Here is a 25,761-nt window from a genome sequence, read left to right as displayed (position 1 = left end):
TGACCGAAATTGTCTGTCAGGTGCGGAAGCCGAGGGCGGCGGGCCGCAGATTGAGCCGCATGCGCAGCGCGGTCTCCCGGCCGCGGTAGTAGCCGGGCGCGTAACCGGCCTCCTCGAAGCCGAGCGCGCGGTAGAACTGTCGGGCCTGGTGATTGGCCGCGCGCAGCTCCAGTCCGATGGCGGCGATTCCGGCCGTGAGCGCCGAGGACTTGAGCCACTGGAACATCGCACGGCCCACGCCGCGCCGCTGCCAGTCGCGCCGCACCGCGAGCAGAGACAGGTGCCCCAGCTCGTCGCCGAAGTTCATGATGGCGAAACCGATGATGCTCGAACGGTGGCGGCTGGTCAGAACGATCGTGTCGCGATCGCGGATCTCGTTCGCCACCCGAACCGGAGTCCAGGACCAGCCCAGGCCGGTCTCGATCAGATCGCGGGACAGCTCCGCGATGGCCAGGGCGTCAGCCAGCGACGCAGGTTTGTAGACGATTTGCGGGACGGCCATGGGCGTGGACTGCAAAGCAGCGTTGGGTCGCGCAAAGTATACGCCGGGCGCCCGCGAAGAAAAGCGGCGGGTCGGATCGCCGCGCCGGCGATCGAGCGCGCGACTCGCTCGTTGCGGCCGCGGTGGCACAGCCCCCCTTCGTGAACTGTGCCGAGCCCCGCGGATCCGGCGTGCCTCCTGCCGGAACCGGGCTACCGGCAGCACGAACGGCTCGGTGGATCGGAAAGCCCGCCCCTGGCCGGAAGAGGGGCGCCGGCGCATGAGAACGCCGGCCCCGCAGCTTATTGGGCGACCACGAACCGATCGCGCCCGGCCCCTTTGGCCGCGTAGAGCGCCTGATCGACCGACCGGACCATCGACTGCAGGCTGTCCCCGTTTTGGGGATACATGGCCACTCCCGCTGACACCGTGATCGGTGGCAGGGCGCGGCCGGCGTGGAGAAGCTGCAGGTTGCGCACGCAGTCGAGGATGCGCCGCGCGTGTGTTGTCGCGCCGTCCAGTGCGGTATCGGGCAGCACGATCATGAACTCCTCGCCTCCGAACCGGCACACGATGTCGCTTTCCCGCGTGCTGGCCCGCAGGCAGGTGCCCACCGCGCGCAGCACGCTGTCGCCGGCCTCGTGGCCATAGGTGTCGTTGAAGCGCTTGAAGTGATCGACGTCGATCATCAACAGCGCAAACCCGGTTGCGCTGCGCCTGCAGCGCGCGATCTCGCGCTCCAGGGCTTCCTCCAGGAAGCGCCGGTTGTAGAGGCCCGTGAGCGGGTCGCGGATCGTCTGCTGGCGCAGGTTCTCGCGCAGCCTGATGTTGGACAGCGCGAGCGCCATCTGCTCGGAGAGCGACACGGCGAGTTGGTGCGTGCCGTAGTCCCCGGTGCCGCGCTCGTCGGACAGTCGCGTTCCCGGACGAAATGCGATCCACAACAGGCCGATCAGTTCGCTCTGCACGATCAGGGGCAGGCACAGGCAAGGGCTGCCCTCGCGTGCCACGTCCTGCGCGTGATCGCACACCGCATCGCGGGAGGGATCCTGCATGAGGTGGACACGCCCTCGCCGCAGCGCCCAGCACTGCTCCGGCTCGAGAGCGCGACCGTCGTGAATCGGGGGCGCGCCCCAGGTGGCACATGGATTCAGCCGGTCGCGCGAGTTTCGCATGAGGAACAACGCGCCGCGCTCTCCGGGAAACAGCATCTCGCCGTACTTCGGGACGACGTGGCAGGCTTCTTCGACCGCGAGACAGGAGAGCAGGGCATTGCTCAGCTCGGAGAGCGTGGCGATCTCCCGGTTCCGGCGCTGCAGGGCGGCGACGCTGCGCTTGAGGTTTTCGTGCGCCTCGCGCAGCGACTCCTCGGCCTGCTTGCGCTGGGTGATGTCGGCATTGGTGCCGGCGATGCGCAAGGCTCTCGCGTTCGCATCGCGCTCGACCACCTGACCGCGGCTGCGGATCCAGATCCAGCCGCCAGCCGGTGTTCTGACTCGATGCTCCGTGTCGTAAAACTCCGTCGAGCAACGAACGATCTCTTCGACTGCGCGCTCTACGCCCGGCAGATCCTCGGGATGGACGAGCTGCCTCAACGCGTCCACCGTCGTGCGCGTGGGCCTTGGCGGCTCTCCCAGCATCTCGGCCCAGCGCTCGCTCAGATAGACTTCGCCGGAAGCCAGGTTCCACTCGAACAATGCGAGCCGCGAGCCGGAAAGTGCAAGGTGAAGCTGTTCGCGGGCGTGTCGCACGCGTGCTTCCGCCTCGACACGGTCCGTGACATCCTGTATCAACCATACCTCGGAGGATTCGTCTCCGTAGGCGGCGAACTCCAGCAGGCGGCGCGTCCCGTCCTTGCGAGTCGCCGGCACCACTCTGGGTACGGGAAATCCGGCGGCCCTGTCAGCCTGGTAGAGCTGCCACACCTCGTCCGACGTCGCGGGGTAGAGCGCGCGAAACCACGCTTGCAGCGTGGGCAGCTCCGTGTGCGTGTAGCCCGTCATCTGCTCGACACGCGGGTTGATGTAGAGCGAATCGCCCTCCACGCATACAGCGCCCGCCGGCAACCGCTCGACCATCCGGCGCAGCCGGCGCGATTCGACCTCGAGCGCTTCCTCGGCGAGCTTCTGCGCGGTGATGTCTCGCCCGACCCCGCGGTAGCCGCGAAAGTTGCCCGCTTCGTCGAACAGCGGCACTCCGCTCGCGCTGACGTATGCCACGGTGCCGTCCGGGTTGCGCCTGCCGTAGACGAAGTCGTGAAAGGGCTTGTGCGCGCCGAGCAGCGCCTTGTGCTCGGCCAGCGCCGCTTCGTCCACGAGGATCGGGAAATCCCAGCGCGACTTGCCGATGAAGGATTGCGGATCCCATCCGAGCTTGTTCAGCACCCCGCCGGACATTTTCGTGAACCGCAGATTCTCGTCCTGCTCCCAGTACCAGTCCGAGGACAGTTCCGTGAGGTCCCGGAACCGGGCTTCGCTTTCGCGCAGCGCCCGTTCCGCCTCCACCTGCGCGGTGACGTCGCGCCCCACGCCGCGATAGCCCTTGAAGCGTCCCTTCTCGTCGAATACCGGCTGGCCGCTGATGCGTGCATAGACCAGTTTGCCATCCGTGCGACGCTGACAGACCAGCACGTCTTCGAACGGTTGGCGGGCTTCCAGCGCCGCCAGATGCCGGCGTTTGGCCGACTCCGACTCGAACATCGCCATGGCGTCGCGCGTCTTGCCGAGAAACGCCTCCGCCGGCAGTCCCAGCCGTCTTTCGACGCCGGGGGACATGTAGGTGAAGCGCAGATGTTCGTCCTGTTCCCAGTACCAGTGCGCAGAAAGGTCGAGCAGGGCGCGCAGACCTGGTGTCCCGTCGGGCGGCTGGGTGCTCGACCGACCTTGCTTCGCCCGCGCCGCGGGCGCGCGGCGGCTCGTGCGCTTGCCGGGCGGTCCGGACCGGCTCGACTTCGAGGATCGGGTCTTGCGATGCTTCATGATGTTTCGGCCTGCCATGTACGTCGGCTGTACCTGCGGTCACGCTCCCGGAGCGCGTTCCATTCTACTTTTGCCTGCGCGTCGCGGCTTCGTGCCCGGGCGGCAATTGCCCGAGCCATGCACCGACTTGCTCCGCGGAGAGCGGGCGGCTGAACAAGTAACCCTGCATCTGGTCGCAGCCCAGCTCCTCGAGCATCGCGGCCTGCTGCGGCGTTTCCACGCCCTCGGCGATCACCTGCAGCCGGAGGGAATGGGCGAGCGAGATCACCGAGGTGACGATCGCCAGGCTGTCCGCGTCACTGGTCATGCCGTCGACGAAGCTGCGGTCGATCTTCAGAGCGTCGATGGGCAACCGCGCGATGTAGGCGAGCGAGCAGTAGCCCGTGCCGAAGTCGTCCACGGCGATTGTCACGCCCTGCTCGCGCAGCGCAAGCAGCATGCCGGCGGTACCACCGACGTTCTCCATCAGCACGCTTTCCGTGATCTCGAGGTCGAGCGCGCCGCCCGCCGCTCGGATCTCTCGCGCCGACTCGGTGACGACGGCGAGAAAATCCTTCTGCCGGAGTTCCAGCGCGGAAACGTTCACGGCGATACGGGGCGGCCGGACGCCTTGTTCCCCCCATGTCCGGCAATCGCGCGCCACCTGCGACAGCGCCCAGCGGCCGGCTTCGAGGATGAGCCCGGTTTCCTCCATGAGCGGCACGAATTCGCCGGGCGGGACCAGCCCGAGTTCCGGGTCGTTCCAGCGGATCAGCGCCTCGAATCCGGTGATCCTGCGGTCGCCGGTGGCGATCTTCGGCTGGTAGTGCAGGACAAAGCGTTCCTCGTCGAGCGCCTCGCGCAGCCGGTTCTCCAGTTCGAACGCCTTGCGCACCTTCGCGTTCATCTCCGGAGCGTAGAACAGAAAACGCTCTCCACTTTCCTTGGCTTTCTTGAGGGCCGCCTCCGCGTTCGAATACAGCACGTCCGGCGTACCGCCATCCGGCGGAAAGACGGCCACCGCGAACCGTGCCGCCACGCGCAGTGCCTGGCCCGGAGGACCGACCGGATCGCGCAGGACCGGCATCAGTCGGTTGCGAAGGAAGTGCGCGACTTCCGCCGAATCCGCGATGCGGCTCAGCGTGAGCGCAAAGCGGTCGCCGCCGACCCGCGCGAGGGAGTCCTCCGCGCGCGCCGCTGCATGCAGCCGCCGCGCGACTTCCTTCAGCACTTCGTCCGCGAATTGACGGCCGAAAGTCTCGTTGAGGAGGCGGAAGCGCTCGAGATCCATCAGAATGAGCGCGGTCATCGTGCCGTCGCGTTGCGCGGCGTGCAGGTGCTGGGCGAGGCGGTCCTGGAGCAGCGTGCGATTGGGCAGTCCGGTCAACACGTCGTGATACGCCAGATAGTTGACCCTCGCTTCCTTGGCCTGGAAGGTGAGGGCGAAGGACACGTCGCTGGCCAGTTGCGTCAACAGTCTCAACTCCTCCTCGTCGAAGAACTCGCGCTCGGACGCATACAGGGTCAGGACTCCGAAGGTCCGCTCCTCGACAAAGAGCGGCAGGACGATGACCGACTGCGCGCCTCTGGCGATGGCTGCGCGCCTGATGTTCCAGGTATCGGGGCCGACCGCGCTTTCGACGAACTCCGGCTCGCTCGCGATGTCGTTGCTCACCGCCGGAGTTCCCGTCCGCAGGGCGGCTTGCGCCGGGCCCTGCGGTATCAGCTCCAGCGGGCTTTCGTCCGCGTTGGGCACGACTTCCGCCGGCAGCCCGCTGTGCGCGACGGCGATCAGGTTGCCGGTCGCGTGGTTGAAGGAACCGATCCATGCGGCGGTGAAGCCACCGTGTGCCGTGGCGATGCGGCAGGCCTCCTCCAGCAGCGCCTCGCGCTCACGCACCCGGACGATGGCCGAGTTGATCGCGCTCAACACCTCGTAGATCCGGGTCAATCGCGCAATGCGCTTCTCCTGCTCCCTGCGCGTCGTGATATCCCGCACGGTCACCAGCGCCGCCGGCTTGCCATCCAGATCGAATGGCGCTGCGGCCACCTCGACGTCGACGGTCGTGCCGTCGAGCCGCACGTATCGCTGCTCGCTCGGGGGCAGCGCGTCTCCGGCGTACAGGCGGCGGATGCGCGCTTCAGCGATGGCCGTGTATTCCGGATGCAGCACCGAGGTGGCCGGCTTGCCGATCAGTCGCTCGGGAGCCCCGGCGCGCATCAGGCGCACCATCGCTTCGTTGACGAACACGATGCGGCCTGCCTGATGCATCAGGATCGCGTCCGGCGATTGCTCTGCGATGCGCCGGAAACGCGCCTCGCTTTCGCGCAAGCGCTGCTCGGCCTGCTTGCGTTCGGTGATGTCGACCATGACCCCGCGCAGCTTGGTCGGCCGGCCGCCTTCCGACACCACGGTCACGATGTCGCGCAGCCATACGGCGCGCCCGTCGGCAGCCAGCATGCGGTACTCGAACTCGTGATCGCGCGACTGCCTCGTGCACTGCAGGCAATAACCCACGGCCTGGTCGCGGTCGTCGGGATGGATGTGATCCCGCCAGAAGTTCGACTCCTCCGTCCAGCGCGACAGCGGATAGCCCAGCAGGCGCTCGGCACGCGGGCTGACGAAGGTGAAGCGCAGCGTCTGCGCATCGGCCTCCCACACGATGCCGTCCACAGAACTGATCAATGTGCCGAGGCGCTCCTGGTTGCGGCGCAGGCTTTCCTCGGCACGCTTTCGCTCGGTGATGTCCTCCGCCACGCCGGCGATGCGTGAGACCTCCCCGCTGTCGCCCGCGACGGGGAAGGCGCGGTCGCGTATCCAGCGCACCGACCCGTCCGGGCGCACGATGCGATACTCCTCGTCGTATTGCCCGCGTGCCTGTCGGGTCTGCGCCGCTTCGAGCACGCGCGCGCGGTCCTCGGGGTGGATGGCCTCGACCCAGTCGCGCGGCGAGCGATAAAGGCTCTCGCAGGAGCGCCCCCAGACCTGCTCGTAGCCGGGGCTGATGTAGAGCATCCGCTCCTTGGCCGGGTCGGTGAGCCAGAACACCTCGCGGATGTTCTCGGTGAGCTGGCGAAAGCGCAGCTCGCTTTCGCGCAGTGCGCGCTCCGAACGCGCACGCATCATCACGATGCTGGCCAGGTATGCTGCGCGTTCTGTGAGGCGCCGTTCTGCCTCGGTGGGTTCGCGCGCCTCCGCCGGGTAGATCGCGAAGGTGCCGAGCACCTCCTGCCTTTCGCACAAGATCGGCGTGGACCAGCAGGCGCGCAGTCCGTGGCGCAGCGCCACGTCCCGATATTCTCGCCACAGGGGATCGGTCCGGATGTCCGAGACGGTGACCGGCTCGCGGCGATGGGCGGCGGTGCCGCACGAACCGGCCGCCTCGCCGATCGCCGCGCCGTCGATCGCCTCGACGTAGCGTCGCGGCAGACTGGGTGCAGAAAGATGGCGCAGGTGCAGACCCTGCTCGTCGACCTCCAGGATCGAGCAGCGTGCGCCCGGAATCCGCTCTTCGATGGCCCGGCACAGTGCATCCAGCACTTCGCTGGCCGCCTCGCCTTTGGCGATGCGCTCCAGTATCGCATGCTCGGCCGCGGACCAGCGCTCCGACCATACCTGAACGCTGATGTCGCGGGTGACGCCGAGCAGCGCATACACATTGCCGGCGTCGTCTCGCAGCGGCGCGGCATGCGTCTCCAGCCAGCGGCGGGTCCCCTTGAGACCGACCACCTCGAAGCGCAGCGACCCTCGTTCACCGCGCATCACGTGCTCATGCAGTGCCCGGAAGGCGGCGCGGTGCTCCGGGGCAAGGTATGTGAGCAGCGGCCGCCGGCGCGCTTCCTCGAGCGAGGCGGCTTCCAGCATGGCCAGGCCAGCCGGGTTCATCTCCAGCAGCTCGCCGTCGCGCGAGACGACCTTGACGCATTCCGGCTCTGTCTCGACGATGGCGCGCAGCCTGCGCTCGCTCGTGCGCAGCGCCGCCTCGATTCCCGCGCGTGCGGCCGCTTCCCGAGCGACCGCGGCGCGGTCGGCGCCGGTACTTTCGGCCGCAAGCGGCGCTCGATCCTGCTCGGGCTTCGGTCCCTCGGCCTGCGCGACGGTACTTCGAATGGCCGGCAGCAGATCGCGGTGCAGCGCGTGCTTGCCGACCAGCGCGCCTGCGCCCGCCGCGCGCGCCCGCTCCAGGTAGGCGGGTCCGGCGTGCTGTGTGACCACGATCACGGCGATGTCCGGCAACACCGACTTGATCCGGCCGGTGAGTTCGATGCCGTTACCATCTGGAAGCGAGACATCCATCAGCACCAGCGCAGGCCGATGGGCCAGGCACAGTTCGAATGCGCTGGCGGCGTCCGCCGCCTCGAGGACAGTAGCCGCCGGCAGAGAAAGTTCCAGGAAGCCACGCAGTGCGCGGCGCATCGTGTCCTGGTCTTCGACAATCAGTATTTTCACAACAGACCCTTTCCGGGAGCGCGTGGCACCCGCTTTGCCACGGCCGGCACGATACAGAGCGGCACGAATCCGGTCTGTCGGGAGAACCCTACAACTGACACGATGCGCCCAACCAACGCCGGCCTGCTTGACCTGGATCAAGCAATGGCGTTGCACCAGGCGCGCTGAAGACCTAGCCGGAGGTAGTCAGTCCGTGCTCGATCGCGAACTTCACCAGCGCGGGCACGTCTTTCACGCCGAGCTTCCGCATCAGGCGGGCGCGATAGGTCTCCACGCTCTTCGGCGACAGGTGGACGAGCCGGGCGATCTCGGCGCTCGAATGGCCTTCCACCACGAGTTGGAGAACCTGCCGTTCGCGTGCGCTCAGGCGCTCGAGGGGGCTCGCCCGCGCGGGAAGCGCCCGTTTCGAGGGATCCAGGTCGGCGATGGCGCGGGAAAGATAACGCCTGCCCGCGCATGCGGCGCGCAGCGCCGCCTTCATCTCCGCGCCGGCCGAGTCCTTCAGAAGATAGGCGGAGGCCCCCGCTTCGAACGCACGGAACACGTGCTCGGAGCTGGAGTGCATCGACAACATGACGATACGCACGCCGGGACACCGCTCGCGCAGCAGTCGAGCGGCTTCGATGCCGTTCAGGTCCGGCATGGAGATGTCCAGAATAACCGCATCGGGCCCGAGTTCCTCGGCGCGGCGCACGGTGTCGCGACCGTTGCCCACTTCCCCGATCACTTCGAACTCCGGGTCCGCGGACAGCAGCGCCTTCAACCCGTCGCGCATCATGGCGTGGTCGTCCGCGATCAGCACGCGGATCGTCATTCGGCCTTCCGCTCCAGTTCGACGAGTACCCGGGTCCCGCCGCCGGGTCGCGCTTCGATGCGCAGCCGCGCGCCGATCGCTTCCGCGCGTTCGCGCATGATGGTCAGTCCCCAACCGCGGGCTGCGGAGCCGGCGTCCGACCGATCGACGCCGACTCCGTCGTCGAGGATGGCAAGCGCGATCCGGGCGCCTGCGGCCGCGACCGCAACCTCCACGCGACGCGCATTGGCGTGCTTGAGCGCGTTGGTCAGCGCTTCCTGGGCGATCCGGAACAGGGCGAGTTCCACCGGTCTTTGCAGCCGCGGTGCCGGCTCCTCGCCCCTGACCTCGATCGAGAGCGGGCCGTGGGGGCCGCGAGACTCCGCGAAGGTCCGAAGCGCGGCAATGAGACCGTAGTCGTCCAGGGCCGGCGGATGCAGCTCGGCCATGACGTTGCGCACCTGAACCGTCGTTTCCTCGATGAGTTTCTGGATCTCGTCGAGTCGCGACTTCACCGCCTCCAGCGATGCTCCGGAAAGGCCGGCGCGCAGGACGTTGAGATTGAGATTGAGCGCGGACAGGTTCTGGCCGATGCGGTCGTGCAGTTCGCGATTGATGGCACGGCGTTCCGCTTCTTCGGCTTCCATCAGCCGCTGAGACAGTCCTTTCAGCCTTTCGGTGTGCTCGCGCAACGCTTCCTCGGCCCGCTTGCGGTCGGTGATCACCTCGGAAAAGATGACAAGGCCACCCACGATGCCGTCGTCTGTTCGCCAAGGGTGCACCTCCCAGCGGATCCAGTCCACGGTGCCGTCGCCGCGCGGGAACGGATCCTGTTCGCATTTCTCGGTCGCGCCCTCCAGGCAGCGCCGGTGAACCGCTTTCCACCGCTCAGGCAGTTCGGGGAAGACCGCGTAGTGGCTGCGGCCGGCGAGTTGCTGCCCCTCCAGCCCGTAATCGACAAGCCAGCGACGGCTGTAGGCCAGGTAACGCATGTCGCGGTCGAACATGGCGATGGCCGATGGCGCATGCTCGATGAACAGCCGCAGTTTCTCTTCGCTCTCGCGCAGCGCGGCTTCGGCGTGCTTGCGGTCGGTGACGTCCACGTGGCACCCGAGCAGGCGCCGCGGAAGCCCGGCACTGTCGCGCATCAGCTCCGCGCGCGTATGGATCCACCGGTAGGACCCGTCCTTGTGGCGCAGGCGGAATTCGACCTGGTAGTCCGGCCAGGGATTGGCGAGATACGCGCGTATCCGGTCGAGCGTGCGCTCCCGGTCGTCGGGATGAAGTCGGGTTTCCCACTCCTCGAAGCGGTTGGGCAGCTCTTCGTCCGCATAGCCGAGCTGCCTTTTCCACTCGGGAGAAAAGTAGACCGATCCGCGGGCGACGTCCCAGTCCCAGAATCCGATGTTCGAGGCCCGGATCGCCAGCTCGAGCCGCGCCTCGAGGTCGCGCACCGCCTTGGCCGGCCGGGCCGCGGCAGATCGTTCACTCGTTCGACTGGCCATGCGCCTTTGCCCCGAGCTGCGCCCCGGCGCCATTATCGCGCGGAAGGTGCCGAGGGGCGACTGGCGTGCGCCTACCTCCGGTGCGCCTTGCCGCGCCGGGCGGGGCGTATTCGCCTCGCGGTGGAGGCTTCGCGACGGCGCGCTTCGCGCTGCTCCGGGGGTTGCGCGGCGAGAAGGCGCCCCACCGCGTCCGGCGGCAGCGGGCGGCTGAAGAAGTAACCCTGCATCTGGTCGCAGCCCAGCTCCTCGAGCATCGCGGCCTGCTGCGGCGTTTCCACGCCCTCGGCGATCACTTGCAGCCGGAGGGAATGGGCGAGCGAGATCACCGAAGTGACGATCGCCAGGCTGTCGGCGCTGTCCGTCATGCCCGCAGTGAAGCTGCGGTCGATCTTGAGTGCATGGATCGGCAGCCGCGCGATATACGCCAAGGAAGAGTAGCCCGTGCCGAAGTCGTCCACGGCGATCTGCATGTCCAGACCGCGCAACGTCTGCAGCTTGCCTGTAACGGCGTCCAGGTTCTCCATGATGACGCTCTCGGTGATCTCCAGGTCGAGCAGACCGTTCGTGTCCCGGATCATCTGCGCTGCCTCGATCATCGTGTCCAGAAAATCCTTCTGCCGCAGCTCTATCGCGGAGACGTTGACAGCCACGCGCGGCGGCGCGACTCCGTTCTCCGCCCACAGGCGGCAATCGCGCGCGACCCGGGAAAGCGCCCATCGCCCGACCTCCCGGATCAGGCCGGTGGTTTCCAGAAGGGGGATGAACTTCGCGGGCGAAACCAGGCCGAGTTCCGGATCGTTCCAGCGGATCAGCGCCTCGAATCCGGTGATCCTGCGGTCGCGGACGGTGACCTTGGGCTGGTAGTGCAGCACGAACTGATCTTTCTCCAGCGCTGCCCGGAGCTTGTTCTCGAGAACCAGCGATTCCGCGATACGCGCGTTCATCTCCGGCGTATAGAACAGGAAAGGCTCGCCTGTGGACTTGGCTCGCTTCAGTGCCGCTTCGGCATTGGCGTACAGCGTCTCGGGAGACTGCCCGTCGGACGGGTACATCGCGACGCCGAAGCGTGCCGAAAGGCGAAGCTCCTGGCCGGAAAGCACGATCGGCTGCCTGGCGAAAGCCGACACGCGATCGTGCAGCAAATGCGCCGCCTCGTCCGCATCGGACACATCGATCAGGGCGACCGCGAAGCAGTCTGCGCCGATGCGCGCGACGATGTCCTCGGCGCGCGCCTGCCGCCGAAGGCGGGATGCGACTTCCTTCAGACACGCATCGCCGGTGGACCTGCCCAGTGTGTCGTTGACGACGTGAAAGCGCTCCAGATCGGCGAAAACGAGTGCTGCCATGCGCCGCTCGCGCCGCGCGGCACGAAGGGCTTGCCCCAGGCGGTCGAGCAACAGGGTGCTGTTGGCCAGGCCGGTAAGTGCGTCGTAGTACGCGAGATAGTTGACCTTCTCCTCCTTGGCGAGGAAGGCGAGCGCGAAGGAAATGTCGCCCGCGAGTTCCGTGAGGAGCTTGACCTCTTCCTCGTCGAAGAAATTGCGCTCCGGCGCGTACAGAGTCAGGACTCCGAAGGTCCGTTCCTCCACGAAGAGCGGCAGCACGATGACCGACCGGGCGCCCAGCTCGATGGCCGCGCGCCGGATGCTCAGGGTGTCCGGGTACTGCGCTGCGTCCGCCGATCGCCGCCCGGCCCCGAGGTCGTTGTCGATAGCGGGACGGCCCTCGCGCAGGGCGATCTCGGCGACGCCGGCCGGCGCGAATCCAGCCCGTGGCTCCAGGGACTGGCTGCCACCTCCCAGGTCCAGCGGCAGCCCCGCCTGCGCGACGGGCACCAGTCTTCCGGTCGGCTCATCCAGCCTGGCGATCCAGCCGATGCTGAAGCCGCCGTGCTCGACCACGATGCGGCAGGCCTCGGCGAAAAGCTCCTGACGCTCGCGGATGCGCACGATCGCCGAGTTGATGCCGCTCAGCACGGCGTGGATCCGGCTCAGTCGGGCGATCTTTTGTTCCTGTTCCTTGCGTTGCGTGATGTCCTGTATCTGGGAGATGAAGTGCCGCGGCTGTCCATCCGGGGTCCAGAGCAGGGAAACGCCGAGCGATATCCACACGATGCCACCGTCCTTGCGGATGTAGCGCTTTTCGAGCTGATAGCTGTCGATTTCGCGGGCCAGCATCCGGCGCACTTGTTCGAGATCGGTCGCCAGATCGTCCGGATGGGTGATCGACTGGAAATTCGTCGCCCGCAATTCTTCCGCTGAATATCCCGTGATCCGGCACAGCGCCCGATTGACCTCCAGCCAGCGTCCGTCCGGCGCGACCAGAGCCATTCCGATGGCCGAAAAATGCATGGCCGACCGGAACCGCTCCTCGCTGTCGCGCAGGGCTTCCTCGGCCTGGCGAAGTTGTCTGCGCTGCTCGGCCTCCTTGAGCGCCCTGGACACGGCGGCGCCGAGCCGCTGCGGCCGCTGCTTGAGCACGTAATCGGTGGCGCCGGCCTTGAGGCACTCGACGGCTTCGTCTTCGCCGACCGTGCCGGAGATGACGATGATCGGCAGTTCCGGTCGATGCGCCCGTGCATGGCGCAGCGCCGTTGGGCCGTCGTAGTCGGGCAGGTTGTAGTCACACAGCACGAGGTCGAAGGTTTGCCGGTCCAGCGCGGTCTCGAAACCCTTTCTGTCGGCGACCCGTACGATCTCGCACTGCGGGCCGGAAGCCTTGAGCCTCCGATGGATCAATTCCGCGTCGCGCGGGTCGTCCTCCAGATGCAGCACGCGGACCGGTCGGCTCATCTTGCCCTGCGAGTCATGAATGGTGAGTGTTCTACCGTGTCTCTGGCGGGGCGCGCCTGGGCACGCTTCCCGGCGGCGGCTCGTTCAGGACCGCCCAGAACGCGCCCACCTGCCGCACCGCACCGATGAAATCCGAGAACTTCACCGGCTTGACCACGTAGGCGTTGACGCCAAGGCGGTAGCTGTCGAGCAGATCGCGCTCGGCGCGCGACGAGGTCATGATGACGACCGGGATGAGTCTGAGGTCCGCATCCTCCCGCATCTGCCGCAGCACCTCCAGGCCGTCCATCTTCGGCATCTTCAGGTCCAGCAGCACGAGCGCCGGCTGGCCATTGGTCCGGCCCGCGAATTTCCCGCGCCGGTGCAGGAAGTCCAGCGCCTCCGCGCCGTCATGCAAGTGAAGCACTTCATTCGCGAGGTGGCAGGCTTCGAACGCCCTGAGCGTCATCTCTGCGTCCTGCGCGCTGTCTTCGACCAGCAGTATGCGAGGCAGCCAGTTCATTGTCGCTTCTCCAAACGGACGCGGCGCGCGGCTCAGGGCGCCGGCTTCAAGGTGAAAAAGAACGTCGCCCCCTTGTCCGGCGCGGCCTCGGCCCAGACGCGGCCGCCGTGCCGCGCGATGATGCGCCGGACGTTGGCGAGCCCGATGCCGGTGCCTTCGAACTCGTCCTGGCGGTGTAGGCGCTGGAAGACGCCGAAGAGCTTGTCCGCATACTTCATGTCGAAGCCGGCCCCGTTGTCGCGCACGTAGAAGACGAGGCGTCCGTTCTCTTCGCCCGCCCGCCCGATCTCTATCTGCGCCGGACTCCGACCGCGGGTGTACTTGACTGCGTTGCTCAGCAGGTTGGCGAGGACCTGACCGAGCATCGACGGATCGCCGGTAACCACCGGCAGGGGCGACACGTTCCAGGAAATGGCGCGTCCGCGGGTGGCCATCTCCAGGCCGCGCATCGCCTCCCGGACCAGGGCGTCGAGATCGACGCGTTCCTCGTGCAACTCGGCGCGCCCCATGCGGGAGAATTCCAGCAGATCGTCGATGAGCTGGCCCATGCGCCGGCTGGCGTCGGTGATCACTTGCAGGTGCCGTCGGGCCTCGACCGACAAGGCGTCGCCCGCCTCCTCGGTCAGCATCTCGATATAGCCGTCGATATGCCGCAGCGGCGCGCGCAGGTCGTGCGACACCGAATAGGAGAACGATTCCAGTTCCCTGGTAGCGGCTTCGAGCTGCTTGGCACGCTCGGCCAGTTCTTCATTGAGCCTGAAGATCTCGCGTTCCTTCTCCTTTCTCTCGGTCACGTCTTCCGAAATGCCCAGCAGGTAGCGAGGCCGGTCGTGCTCGTCGGCAATGGGAATCTTCTTGGTGTGGAGAATACGCTCGCCCTTGTGGCGCGTGCGGATCGGTTCTTCCGGAATGTCTTTCACGACTCTGTCTTGCAGCACTTCGCGGTCTCTGGCCGTGAAGCCGTCGGCTTGCTCCTTGGGAAAGAAGTCGTAGTCGTTCCTGCCCAGCAGCTCCGAGCGCGAGTAGCCCAGAAGCTCCTCTCCCGCACGATTGACGCGGACGAAACGCAAGTCGCCGGCCTCCTTGACGAAGATCATGTCGGGAATGTTCTCGATCACGGAGTCGAGGAAGCGGTTCGCCGCCAGAAGCTCCGCTTCCGCGCGCTTGAGCTCCGTGATGTCGCGCGCGGTTGCGTAGAGCAGCCCTTCGCTGGGGAAGGGCTGGGTTCTCCACGAAAGCCATTTCCATGAGCCGTCCTTGCACTGGTAACGATTCTCGAATTGAAGCGTCGGCTGGCCGCGGCTCAGCTTGTCCATTTCTGCGAGCGTGGCCGCGCGGTCGTCCGGGTGTACGAATTCCAGGAAGGGACGCGCCAGTAATTCCTCCGTGGTGTAGCCCAGCGTCTGGTTGAAGGCAGGGTTGAGGCGCTTGAAGTAGCCATCGGAGCCCGCGATGCAGAGCATGTCGAGCGACAGGGTGAAGAACCGCTCCCGTTCCGCCTCCGAGCGCCTGCGGGCGGCTTCGGCGCGGTCGAGCGAGCGGGTGCTCCACCAGATCAATGCGCCGAGGATCGTGACGGTCGCCGTGGTGTGTAGCGCCACCCCCAACTCCGTGCCATAGAGGCCGCGGCGTTCGCCTTCGATCCGCAGCCAGCCGAGCGCGATCAACACCAGTACCGTGCCGGGAAAAAGCCTCCGCCACATGAGGCCCGCGCCGCTGTCGCCGGTCACGACCGCCATGAAGCCCTTGCCGGGCCGCGCGCAGAGCACTCCCAGCGACAGCAGAAGGAACACCGCCGCGGTGTGCAGCGCCATCGGAATGAACGTGCCCACGCCGTAGAGCCACTGGACCTTGTAGGCATAACCCGTCAGCGCCAGCAACGCAACGAGTGCGGTCGCGACGGCGAACAACTCGCTCGGGCGCCATCCGCGCCGCGTGGTCAGGTCCAGGAGCAAGAGCGCCAGGCCAAGGAAGACGAAACCCAACGCCGTGTTCGGCGCTATCCGGTTCGGCAAAACCGTGTCGCCGGGCAGCTTTGGCGTGAACAGAAGCTGGTCAATGCCCGATTCCCGCCCGAGCAGGTAATCGGCCAGTTTCAGCAAGCCGATGCACAGGATCAGCAACGCGCACAATCGCGCGAATCGGCGGGCGGCAGGCACCGATGCACCACTCTGCAGCCAGAGAGAAACGCCCGCCAGGAGAAACGACACCGCGGTCATCGGGTTCATGGCGACCAGACCGGCGAAAACGCGCTTCAAGCGCTCGATGTCCCATGCCCAGCCCGCCAGCACGAGCGCGCCGACGAGAATGGCCAGCGCGCTGGCGGCCACGGAAAACGCTTTGAGCCTGGAATGCAAAGGACTCAGAGGGCGAGGCTCCCCTGTTTCAGCGCGCGCGTTTCCTCTCCGCAGGACATGTCGATATCCGTGCCATGCAGGAAGTTTGCAGCCGGTAGCCGCAGCCCGTCGACGCGCCCGCGGTCGGCTGGCAGCGCCGGGGAATGCGCCCGGCCGCCTGTCACGGCCGGACAGTCTATAAGAACGAACCGCGTGTGAGAACCCTGCCGCCGTGGCGCCGGGGGGATCGAGGGTGGTCTATCGGCCTCGCAGGCCCAGGCGATCGGAAAGCTCGTCGAGAAACGCACGCTGCCCCGGCTGTATGCGCCTGCGCGCTTCGTGCAGCGGGAACCACGCGACGCGGTCGACTTCCGGAAACTCCACGGTCTGGCCGGAGCCGCGCGGCCACTCCATCGTGAAAAAGTTGCTGCGCGCCGCACTGGGGTCGAGATCCCGTTCCAGGGCGAACGCGTGGATGATCTTGCCGCTCTTCTGCCGGCGTGGAGCCAGCGCGAGGAAGGCGCCGTCCAGCGCGAAGCCGGTTTCCTCCTGGAACTCGCGCCTGGCCGCGGCGAGCGGTTCCTCACTGTCGTCGAACTCGCCTTTGGGGATCGACCACGCGCCTTGGTCCTTGCGCGCCCAGAACGGGCCGCCGGGATGGGCGAGCAGCACCTCGACATCGGCGCCTCGCCGGCGGTAGAGAAGAACACCCGCGCTCTGGTTCGCCATACCGGAGTGCGATGTTCAGAAAGTTGCAAATGCGAGATGCCTGCGCAAGACGCCCTCAGCGCTGCAGCAGGGCGCGCCACACGGCCTCCAGTAGAACGCGCGCCAGCCGCGGCGCACGCCCGCGAGGTGTCGCGGCGGCACGTTGACGTGAGTGAGTTCGATGCGCCCGCCCCTCCTGTCGCGATGGAAAGAGAGGATCAGCGTCGAGTCCGGATCGGCCTTGTTCCAGTCCGATGCGCGCCACGACTGCACGATCAGCCGCCCGGGCACGAGTTGCAGGATGGTGCCGGAGATCTCGCCACCCCAGGCGCTGAAGCGGCCGCCGGGTTTCGGCACGATGCGCGCGTGCGCGTCGATGATCTTCGCGTGCTCGCGGGAGTCGAGATACATCTCGTAGAGCCTGCCTGGCGGCGCAGGCAGCACCACCGACTGGCGGATCAGCATACGCGCTTCATCATACCCCTCACCGCCGAAAACTCATCACCAAGACACGAAGACACAAAGAAACACGAAGTTTCCCGATCGACCTTGAGTAGTTTGTGTCCTTTGTCCCTATGTGGTGGGCTATCCGGAAGCACGTTTCCTCCACAGCTTTTGCGGACCCTCGATGCGTGATTCAGTCAAAAAAAGAGGGGAGCCGTTGGGCTCCCCTCTGGAGGGTGCAGCGATGAATGCTGCTACGCGCTGCGCTTGTGTACGTAGCCGTAGGCGACGTTGTTGCGCGTCACGCCCTCGGATTCGTACATCTGCTTCATCAGCGCCAGTTGATCGTGCGTGAGGTCCTCGTACTCGGACTGGATCTTGTACTTGTAGATGCGCGCCGAGTTCTCGCCGAAGATCATGCGCTTGACCTTGCTGTCCGGGCCGCCGAGCTTCTTCTTCCAGCCCATCTTCTTCATGATGTCCTCGGGGATTTCCAGACGGCGCATGGCTTCGATCTGCCACTGCGGGCTGCCGTACCACACCGAGTCGGTGCCCCAGACCACGTGGTCCTCGCCCATCTCGTTGACGAACTGGCCGATCATCGCACCGGCCAGCCGCGGGCTGGCGACCGCACAGGTGGCGAAGGTCGTGCCGAGTTCGGCGTAGACGTTCTTCAAGCCGTGCTTGGAGGCCAGTTCGCAGACGTCCGTGGTCCAGTCGATGCGGCCGGTTTTCTCGAAGTTGTCCAGCGTATAGGCCGGGTCCTCGAGGAACATGCGCAGTGCGCCGTGATAGATGACGAAGTTGATCTGCGGCCAGTCCTTCGCCGCCTTCAGGACGTCGTCCACCGTGGCGTGCTTCCACACGCCCGGCCAGGACTGCTCGTAGTCGCGCGGCAGCAGGCCCTTGTGGATGCAGATCGTGTTGATGCCGGCCTTGACCGCCTTTTCATACCACGGGTAGACCAGCTTCTCGTCGTCCAGCCGCCAGGCCGTGCCTCTGGACGAAGGCGCCAGCGGATCGCCGATCGTGTAGCACTTCCAGGAGTCCGGCTTGAACTCCGCGATGCCGCGCTCGACCTGCTCCTCCATCCAGTTGCCCTGGCCGGGCGTGACCACCGTGTGCGCGAACATGCGGCGCGATCCCGCCACCTTGTTGATGGCCTGACGGGCCGCCACGATCTGATCGTTCATCAGCAGCCACCAGTCGGGATCGTCGAACGGCGCCGAGGACAGGAGCGCGACCTTGGTGTCGCTGTCCAGATAGACTTCCTTCAGGTAGTTCTGGAACTTGTAGCGCTGCAACACCAGCGGCATGTCCTTCAGCATGTCCGGGTTCCAGTGCTCGGCGGCGTACTTGCCCAGCCCCAGCAGGCCTTCCTTGTCGAAGTCGTCGCGCACGAAGTGGGTCTGATCGTCGAAGATGAACTGACCCTTCAGCGCCTTGGCGCGCTCGTTGGCCATGTCGAGATCGGCGGCTTCCGCTTCGGACACGTCCCAGACGGGACCGAAGACCTGGTTCATCGCCAGGAAGGCCACCGCCATCCCCGAAGCGGTCTTCAGGAACTGACGGCGGTCCATGTTGAGCTTGCGGGCATACTGGTCCGCAAGCTCCTTGATCCGGCCTTCGACCTGCCGCTGTTTTTCGGTCTGCGGTGGCGGGTTGTACTCGCCGTTGGACACGACCTGCGTCGGAACCGGCGAGCTGAACCCGATGTCGAGTTCGTCGGCCGTCGTTATTTCCTTGCGTTCTTTATCGCTCAACCACATTTGGTGAACTCCCCCATAAAGGTTTTACTCGCGAGTGGTGATCGCCGCTCGGCGAGGTACTTCGCGCGCCGCTGGCGATCACTCCTTCCTTTGTAGCGCTTGTTGCTACCGAGTTCAAGAAATGCCTGCGCTGCGCCACGGCAGACGCCGATGTTTCGCCTGTTAGAATCGCGCGCCGAGATCCATGAGAATTCTTCCCGATCCACGTCGTTACAGCGCGACCAGCGCTTCGCCGCTGGTGGCGCTCGCACAACGCCTGGCACAGACTCCTGCATCGCAACACGACGAACCGGACAAGTCGCTGGAACAAGCCGTGGCCCGCCTGTTGGCCGAGGCGCGGGCGGATCTGGTGCAGGAGGCGATACGCGAGGCGCCTTGCGCCGCCATCTGCCGCACCCTGCTCGAGGCAGTGGACTCGGCCCTCGTGCGCCGGCTGCAGGCCGACGGCGCGCAGATCCGGCTGTTCGCGATTCCCATCGTGGTCGTGACCGGGGGTGAGGCCGGCGCCGTCGTGCCCTCGGCGGTTGGCGATGCTGCGGAACTGACCCGCGTATTCGAGGCGGCCGGAGCGCTCGGCCCGGTCAGGAACTTCGGCTTTTCCAACGCCCTGACTTCGCGGGCCTCGCTCGAGGCGGTGTCGTGGACCGCGCTGTTGCGGATCGCACAATCCGATGAGCCCGTCGAGCTGGGGCCGCTCGCGCTGGAGCCGGAGGACATCGTGCTGCACACCGGGGAGGATCAGGTGGATCTGCGATTCCTGCCGGGCGCGGCAGTCACCCGCGCGGATGCTCCGACCTTTCTGGAGACGGCCGGCGCGATCGGCCGCTGGGGTATTCCGTTCACCCGCACGCTGGCCAAACAGTTGTCCACCCGGGCCGCGACCGTGCTGCCGATCCCGCGGCCGCCGATGGGCTTTGTACGCGCGGCGCACGCCGGGTCCTTCGCGCGGGCCGAGCTGGGCTTTCAGCTTTTCGTGAGCAACGCGCTGCGCAGGGCGCGTTCCCGCTTCGGCGATCCGGACGTTTGCGTGGCGGCCCATTCCGATGCGACCGTGCGCGTGCGACTGACTTCGCCCCTGGACGAATCTTTCGTCGAAGAGTACCGCTGGGCGCTCGGCCCGGCCGACGACCTCGACGAAGTCGCCCGGAGCATCCTCGATCTGCTCGCGGAAGTCCGCCTCGATCGTGTCGCCGTTCTCGACACCGTTCAACCCGCTGCGCCTGGCACCGCAGAGGACGCGGGAGATGCGGTGGACATCTGAAGGGCAAGAGCGAACCACGAAAGCACGACGGCACGCTCCCTTGTGTCGTTGTGCCTCGGCGGCCTGCTCTACAGGATTGCCGCCCCCGCGTCCTTCGGGGTGAGAATCTTCTTGACCCTATTCGTCGAGGAAGAGCTGGACCTCGCGGAAGAGCTGCCAGCGGTTCTTTTCCATGATGAGGCTGTGGGTGCCTTCGCCGATCTCGACCCAGCGCCGGTAAGGCGCATTGGCGAGTTTCTCGAACACGGCCTGGGCCATGTACAGCGGCGTGTCCTGGTCCCATTCGGCGTGCACGATGAGCGTGGGCACGCGGATCTGCGCCGGATCGTACAGCGGCTTGCCCTGCATCCAGTAGTTGCGGGCGTCCAGGATGACGCCGTTGGGCGCACGCAGCAGTCCGCTATCCCGGCTTTTCGGATCGGTCGCCCAGGTCGCCTGCGCCCATTGCTCGAACCACCCCGCCGGGATGAGGCTCGCGACCTTGTCTTCGGGCACGCCAGCCAGCCAGCGTTTACGAGCGGCTTCGCGGGTCACGGTGCGGTACGCGCCGAGCGGCCCACCGCCCGAGGCGATCTGCGAGGGTGTGGTGCGCAGCCACAGCGGAGCGTAAAGCACGAGCCGGTATACCTTGTCGTTACTGGATGCGGTGTACCCGCCCATGATGGTGGTGCCCCACGACCAGCCGAGCAGGGCGAGCCGGTCCACGCCGCGACGGCGAAGAATGAAGTTCACCGCGGCGCAGACGTCGCGGATCGCCACGTCGGTTGTGACGATCGGCGGATTGGCTTCGGGCGGCTGGTCCATCTCGGGCGGGCGCGTCGAGCGCCCGTAGCCGCGCAGGTCCACCAGCCACACGTCCCAGCCGTGCGCGGCGATGTAATCCATCCACGACAGGCCGTCGAGCGGCAGATCGAAGGCGGTCTCCGCCGGGTAGGTCGCGCCGTGCACATAGAGCAGCGTGCGCTGCGCCGCGAACTTCAACCCGGGGAGGCGCTTGTTGCGCAGATAGAGCCGGATTCCGGGCGTATCCGAGTCGATCATCAGATGCTCGGTGACGAGCCGCTTCGCGGCTTCGCGAATGGCCGCGTCATCGGCCGATGACGTCAGCGCCGCGAAAACAAGAAGCGTGGCGAGTGCGATCGTTGCTGGCTTCAATTCGTTCTCCGGTCTTGCTTTGAATCCGGAATCTTGCCGGTGAGCAGGGCTCGATACAATCGCGCGATGCCAGCGGCACACCCGTACTCGGCGCTCACTCCCGATCTGATCCTCGACGCGGTCGAATCCTGCGGGCTGCGCGTGGACGGACGGCTGCTTGCGCTCAACAGCTACGAGAACCGCGTCTACCAGGTCGGCATCGAGCAGGGCGCGCCGGTGGTTGCCAAATTCTACCGTCCGGGAAGATGGACCGATGACCAGATTCTGGAAGAGCACGCCTTCGCGCTCGAACTGGCCGCCGCGGAGATTCCCGTCGTCGCTCCGCTGGCGCCCGGCAACGCCACCTTGCATCGGCACGAAGGGTTTCGCTTTTCGCTCTTTGCGCGCCGGGGCGGCCGGGCGCCCGAACTGGAGGATCCCGAGGTGCTCGAATGGATCGGCCGGTTTCTGGGGCGCATTCACGCGGTTGGCGCCGCGAGGCGATTCGCGCACCGGCCGGAGCTCGACCTGGCGTCCTTCATCGAGGAGCCGCGCGTTTTCTTGCTGGAGAGCGCAAAGGTCCCGCCGGACCTGGTCGAGCCGTATCGTGCCGTAACCGCGAAGGCGCTCGAAGCGGGCGCCGCGGCGTTCGATTGCGCCGGGCCCGTCGGCCGGATCCGGCTGCACGGCGACTGCCATGCCGGAAACATTCTCTGGACCGACGACGGGCCGCACTTCGTCGATCTCGACGATTGCCGGACAGGACCGGCCGTGCAGGATCTCTGGATGCTGTTGTCGGGCGATCGGTCGGCGATGGCGCGGCAGCTGCGCCATGTACTGGACGGCTATGAACAGTTCGCCGAGTTCGACGACCGCGAGCTGCGGCTCATCGAAACCCTGCGCGCCATGCGGATGATCCACTATGCCGCCTGGCTTGCCCGCCGCTGGGACGACCCGGCCTTTCCGGCCGCCTTTCCGTGGTTCGGCTCCCGCCGCTACTGGGAGGAACACATCCTGCACTTGAGGGAGCAGGTGGGCGCGATGGGCGAACCGCCGCTGGCGCTCTAGCCAAAGCCGCGGTCCGGCAGCGTCGAGAACCTCCTTGACGCTTCATGACACAATCCTTACAGTCGCGGCGGTGCGCCGTGGCAGCCGCAACACAGCGGCAGGTTTCAGCTCCGAACAAAAGCAACACGGCTTCAAGGGGGGTGGGAGACATCGGCGATGATCTACCAGTTGCACGAGTTTCATAAGAACGTCATGGCCCCGGCTGTCGTCTGGGCCGATGCGGCGAGGCAGTTCTTCACCCACCCCTTCAGCCCTCTGGCCTATGTGCCGGGCGCGCGCACCCTCGCGGCGGGCAGCGAGCTGTTCGTGCGCCTGCTGCGGCGGTATCCCAAGCCCCAGTGGAACATCGAGCACACCGTCGTCGATGGCGAAACGGTGGTCGTGCGGCGCGAGGTCGCCCTCGCGAAACCGTTCTGCGAGCTGCTGCACTTCCGCAAGGAAACGAAACATGCCCACCCCAAGCTGCTGATCGTCGCGCCGCTGTCCGGCCACTTCGCGACACTGCTGCGCGATACGGTCCGTACCGCGCTGCCCGACTTCGACGTGTGGATCACCGACTGGGTGGACGCGAAGATGGTTCCGCTGCCGCGGGGTCCGTTCCACCTCGACGACTACGTCGACTATGTCCGGGAATTCATCCGCTTTCTGGCCCCCGACGTGAACGTGATGTCGGTGTGCCAGCCCACCGTCCCGGTACTGGGGGCGGTGTCGCTGATGGCCGCGAGCGACGATCCGGCCCTGCCGAGGACCATGGTCATGATGGGCGGGCCGATCGACACCCGCCGCAATCCGACCGCGGTGAACGATTTCGCCCAGGGCCGGCCGCATTCCTGGTTCGCCGACAAGGTGATCATGCGCGTGCCGCCCAACTACCCCGGCTTCATGCGCAAGGTCTACCCCGGCTTCCTGCAGCACGCGAGCTTCCTGGCGATGAATCCCGACCGGCACCTCGATTCGCACTGGAGGTTCTACATGCACCTGGTGCGAGGCGATGGCGAATCGGCCGAGGCGCATCGCCGCTTCTACGACGAGTACAACGCGGTGCTCGACATGCCCGCCGAGTACTACCTGGACACGATCAAGGTGGTGTTCCAGGAATTCCAGCTGCCGAAGGGCCAGTGGCGGGTGCGTGGTGAGCCGGTGCGCCCCGAGGCCATCGCGCAGACGTCGCTGTTCACGATCGAAGGCGAGCTGGACGACATCTCCGGCAACGGTCAGACCGAAGCTGCGCACGCCCTGTGCAGGGCCATTCCGGCGGAGAGGCGGCGGCACCTGCTGGCCAGAGGTGTCGGCCACTATGGAATCTTCAGCGGCCGCAAGTTCCGCGAAACGATCTACCCGCAGATCCGCGAGTTCATTTTCCAGCAGACACGGCAGCAGCGCGCCCTCGGACGCCTTCGCCTCGCGAGATAGAAAGCCTCGTTAAGGGCTCGATTCAGGCGGCGGCCTTGCAATACAATCCGCGAAAACCCCCGCGGCGCCTGAAGGCGCCGCTTGTTTTTGGTCGCGCCGGGAACGACCAGGCAGGAGAAGCACACGATGATTCGGAGGAGAAACGGGCTGCTGGCGGCGTTTTGCGCCGTCTTGCTGGCGCTTGCCGGTTGCGGCGGCAGCAAGGACTATCCGTCGCGCCCGATCACCATCGTCGTGCCTTGGGGCGCGGGCGGCGGAACCGACGCGATCGCGCGGATGATCGCCAGCCTGATGGAAAGGGACCTCGGGCAGCCGATCAACGTGGTCAATCGCACCGGCGGCAACGGCGTCATCGGCCATCAGGCCGTGGCCAGCGCCCCGCCGGACGGCTACACCCTCGGCTTCATCACCACCGAGATCGCGATGCTGCACTGGCAGGGCCTGACACCGCTTACGCCCGATGACTTCACCCCGATCGCGCTGATGAACTTCGACCCGGCCGGCGTGCAGGTGCGGGCCGATTCGAAGTACGCGACGCTGCAGGATCTGCTGGACGACATCCGCAAGCGGCCCGGGCGGATCAAGGCCACCGGCTGCGGACAGGGGTGCATCTGGCACGTGTCGTTCTTCGGCCTGCTCGCCGACAAGAAGATCGATCCCGGGTCGGTGGCCTGGGTGCCGAGCAACGGCGCCGCGCCCGGCCTGCTCGATCTGGTCGCGGGCGGCGTCGAGGTGGTTCCGTGTTCGCTGCCGGAAGCGCGTTCGCTGATCGAGGCCGGCAAGGTCAGGAGCCTGGCGATCATGGACGCGAAGCGAGCCCCCTTGTTTCCCGACGTGCCCACGCTACAGGAAGCCGTCGCCAGTGGTTGGACGCTGGGAGCATGGCGCGGGGTGGCCGGGCCGAAAGGCATGCCGCAGCCGATCGTCGACCGGCTGGCGGCATCCCTGAAAAAGGTCTACGAGGCCAGGGAGTATCGCGACTTCATGGCGAGCCGCGGCTTCGGCCTGCTGTGGGGCGACGCGAGACAGTTTGCCGAGCATATGAAGCAGAGCAACGCGGCGATGGGCAGGACGATGACAGTTGTGGGCATCATCAATCGATGAGTCCGCCTCTTGCTTGTCGCCGCCTTCGGGGCCAGCCGGTGCAAATGCGCTTCGCAAGGCGAAGACTGCTTTTGACGCTGCTGCTCACCGTCGCCGCACCGTTCTGCGTCGCCGCCGACTACCCCGCGCGCCCGGTGACCTTCATCGTCCCGTGGGGCGCGGGCGGCGGTACGGATGCCGTCGGCCGCATGATGGCCACGCTGCTCGAGCGCGATCTGGGCAAGCCGGTCAATGTCGTCAACCGCACCGGTGGCAGCGGAGTGGTCGGACATCAGGCGATCGCCGCCGCAAAACCGGACGGCTACACCATCGGCGTCATCACCGTCGAGATCGGCATGATGCATCACCAGGGTCTGACCCGATTGAACGGTGCCTCGTTCGCGCCGCTGGGGCTGATCAACGTCGATGCCGCGGCGGTGCAGGTGCGCGCCGATGCGCCCTACGGAAATCTCGCCGATCTGATTGCCGCCATCGAAGCCAGTCCGGGCAAGTTGAAGGCTTCAGGGACCGCGCACGGCGGAATCTGGCATCTGTCGCTCTACGGAATGCTGCACGACCTGAAGGTCGATCCGCAGAGCGTTCTGTGGGTGCCCAGCGCCAGCAACGCCGCCGGGCTGCTCGATCTGGTGGCCGGCGGAGTGGACATGGTCGTCGGATCGCACGCGGAGGCACGCGCGCTCATCGAGGCGGGCAAGGTCAGGAGCCTGGCGATCATGGACGACAAGCCCTCGACGCTGTTTCCCAAGGTGCCCACGCTCAGGCGGGCGATCGGCAGCAAATGGGTGAGCGGGGCCTGGCGCGGGGTTGCTGCGCCGAAAGGGCTGCCACAGGACATCGAAGCCCGCCTGGTCGCCGCGGTCAAGAAGGCCTATGACAGCCGCGAGTTCCGCGACTTCATGACCTCGCGCGGCTTCGGCATGCGCTACGCGCCGCCGCAGGAATTCGCGGCGTTCATGGCCAGGGACGACGCCGAGCTGGGCGCGCTGATGAAGGTCGTCGGCTTGGCGAAATAGAAGCTGGGGTCGAGCGATCGAGAGCGCGCCG

The 25,761-nt window shown here is 66.5% G+C and carries 17 protein-coding genes; 5 read left to right on the top strand and 12 right to left on the bottom strand.

What is annotated here, in order from left to right:
• Positions 1-16: 16 nt before the first annotated feature.
• The 11 genes from VNM24_09440 to VNM24_09390 all read right to left on the bottom strand — a co-directional run bounded on the left by VNM24_09440 (position 17) and on the right by VNM24_09390 (position 18,737).
• Complete coding sequence (locus VNM24_09440; GenBank protein HWQ38814.1) at positions 17-502, bottom strand: GNAT family N-acetyltransferase; 486 nt, start codon at positions 500-502, stop codon at positions 17-19.
• 281 nt (positions 503-783) lie between these two features.
• On the bottom strand, positions 784-3,477 hold the full coding sequence (locus VNM24_09435) for a diguanylate cyclase (protein ID HWQ38813.1): 2,694 nt from the start codon (positions 3,475-3,477) through the stop codon (positions 784-786).
• Positions 3,478-3,523: 46 nt separating this feature from the next.
• Entirely contained in the window at positions 3,524-7,888 is a 4,365-nt protein-coding gene (locus VNM24_09430; GenBank protein ID HWQ38812.1) for an EAL domain-containing protein, read from the bottom strand.
• Between the two features lie 172 nt (positions 7,889-8,060).
• On the bottom strand, positions 8,061-8,702 hold the full coding sequence (locus tag VNM24_09425) for a response regulator transcription factor (protein ID HWQ38811.1): 642 nt from the start codon (positions 8,700-8,702) through the stop codon (positions 8,061-8,063).
• Positions 8,699-10,186 (bottom strand): PAS domain S-box protein, encoded by a 1,488-nt coding sequence (locus VNM24_09420; protein HWQ38810.1) that lies wholly within the window; start codon positions 10,184-10,186, stop codon positions 8,699-8,701. The genes VNM24_09425 and VNM24_09420 overlap by 4 nt, the downstream gene beginning before the upstream one ends.
• A 71-nt stretch (positions 10,187-10,257) precedes the next feature.
• Positions 10,258-12,978 (bottom strand): EAL domain-containing protein, encoded by a 2,721-nt coding sequence (locus tag VNM24_09415; protein ID HWQ38809.1) that lies wholly within the window; start codon positions 12,976-12,978, stop codon positions 10,258-10,260.
• A 31-nt stretch (positions 12,979-13,009) separates the two neighbouring features.
• The gene (locus tag VNM24_09410) at positions 13,010-13,480 is read right to left on the bottom strand and encodes a response regulator (GenBank protein ID HWQ38808.1); all 471 of its coding nucleotides are present in this window, start codon (positions 13,478-13,480) and stop codon (positions 13,010-13,012) included.
• A gap of 32 nt (positions 13,481-13,512) precedes the next feature.
• Entirely contained in the window at positions 13,513-15,810 is a 2,298-nt protein-coding gene (locus VNM24_09405; GenBank protein ID HWQ38807.1) for a PAS domain S-box protein, read from the bottom strand.
• Positions 15,811-16,074: 264 nt separating this feature from the next.
• Positions 16,075-16,545: an NUDIX domain-containing protein gene (locus VNM24_09400; GenBank protein ID HWQ38806.1), complete on the bottom strand. Its 471-nt coding sequence runs from the start codon at positions 16,543-16,545 to the stop codon at positions 16,075-16,077.
• 15 nt (positions 16,546-16,560) lie between these two features.
• The gene (locus VNM24_09395) at positions 16,561-16,989 is read right to left on the bottom strand and encodes an SRPBCC domain-containing protein (GenBank protein HWQ38805.1); all 429 of its coding nucleotides are present in this window, start codon (positions 16,987-16,989) and stop codon (positions 16,561-16,563) included.
• A 233-nt stretch (positions 16,990-17,222) separates the two neighbouring features.
• The gene (locus tag VNM24_09390; protein HWQ38804.1) at positions 17,223-18,737 is read right to left on the bottom strand and encodes an amidohydrolase family protein; all 1,515 of its coding nucleotides are present in this window, start codon (positions 18,735-18,737) and stop codon (positions 17,223-17,225) included.
• 184 nt (positions 18,738-18,921) lie between these two features.
• Here VNM24_09390 and VNM24_09385 point away from each other — a divergent pair, with 184 nt between their 5' ends.
• On the top strand, positions 18,922-19,998 hold the full coding sequence (locus VNM24_09385) for a hypothetical protein (GenBank protein HWQ38803.1): 1,077 nt from the start codon (positions 18,922-18,924) through the stop codon (positions 19,996-19,998).
• 117 nt (positions 19,999-20,115) lie between these two features.
• On the opposite strand, the gene VNM24_09380 is transcribed toward VNM24_09385, so the two are convergent.
• Positions 20,116-21,153, bottom strand: a complete 1,038-nt coding sequence (locus VNM24_09380; GenBank protein HWQ38802.1) for an alpha/beta fold hydrolase — start codon at positions 21,151-21,153, stop codon at positions 20,116-20,118.
• A gap of 66 nt (positions 21,154-21,219) precedes the next feature.
• Between VNM24_09380 and VNM24_09375 the strand changes: the two genes are divergently transcribed.
• From VNM24_09375 to VNM24_09360, 4 genes are all read left to right on the top strand, one after another.
• Positions 21,220-22,200, top strand: coding sequence for a serine/threonine protein kinase (locus VNM24_09375; protein HWQ38801.1), 981 nt, complete (start codon positions 21,220-21,222; stop codon positions 22,198-22,200).
• A gap of 156 nt (positions 22,201-22,356) precedes the next feature.
• Positions 22,357-23,613, top strand: coding sequence for a polyhydroxyalkanoate depolymerase (gene phaZ / locus VNM24_09370; GenBank protein ID HWQ38800.1), 1,257 nt, complete (start codon positions 22,357-22,359; stop codon positions 23,611-23,613).
• Positions 23,614-23,739: 126 nt separating this feature from the next.
• Complete coding sequence (locus tag VNM24_09365) at positions 23,740-24,717, top strand: tripartite tricarboxylate transporter substrate binding protein (protein ID HWQ38799.1); 978 nt, start codon at positions 23,740-23,742, stop codon at positions 24,715-24,717.
• A gap of 71 nt (positions 24,718-24,788) precedes the next feature.
• Positions 24,789-25,730, top strand: coding sequence for a tripartite tricarboxylate transporter substrate binding protein (locus VNM24_09360; GenBank protein ID HWQ38798.1), 942 nt, complete (start codon positions 24,789-24,791; stop codon positions 25,728-25,730).
• The last annotated feature ends 31 nt before the right edge of the window (positions 25,731-25,761 follow it).

Source organism: Burkholderiales bacterium, assembly GCA_035560005.1.
Classification (GTDB): Bacteria; Pseudomonadota; Gammaproteobacteria; order Burkholderiales; family Eutrophovitaceae; genus DASRFY01.
This window is presented reverse-complemented; position numbering and strand designations above follow the sequence as displayed.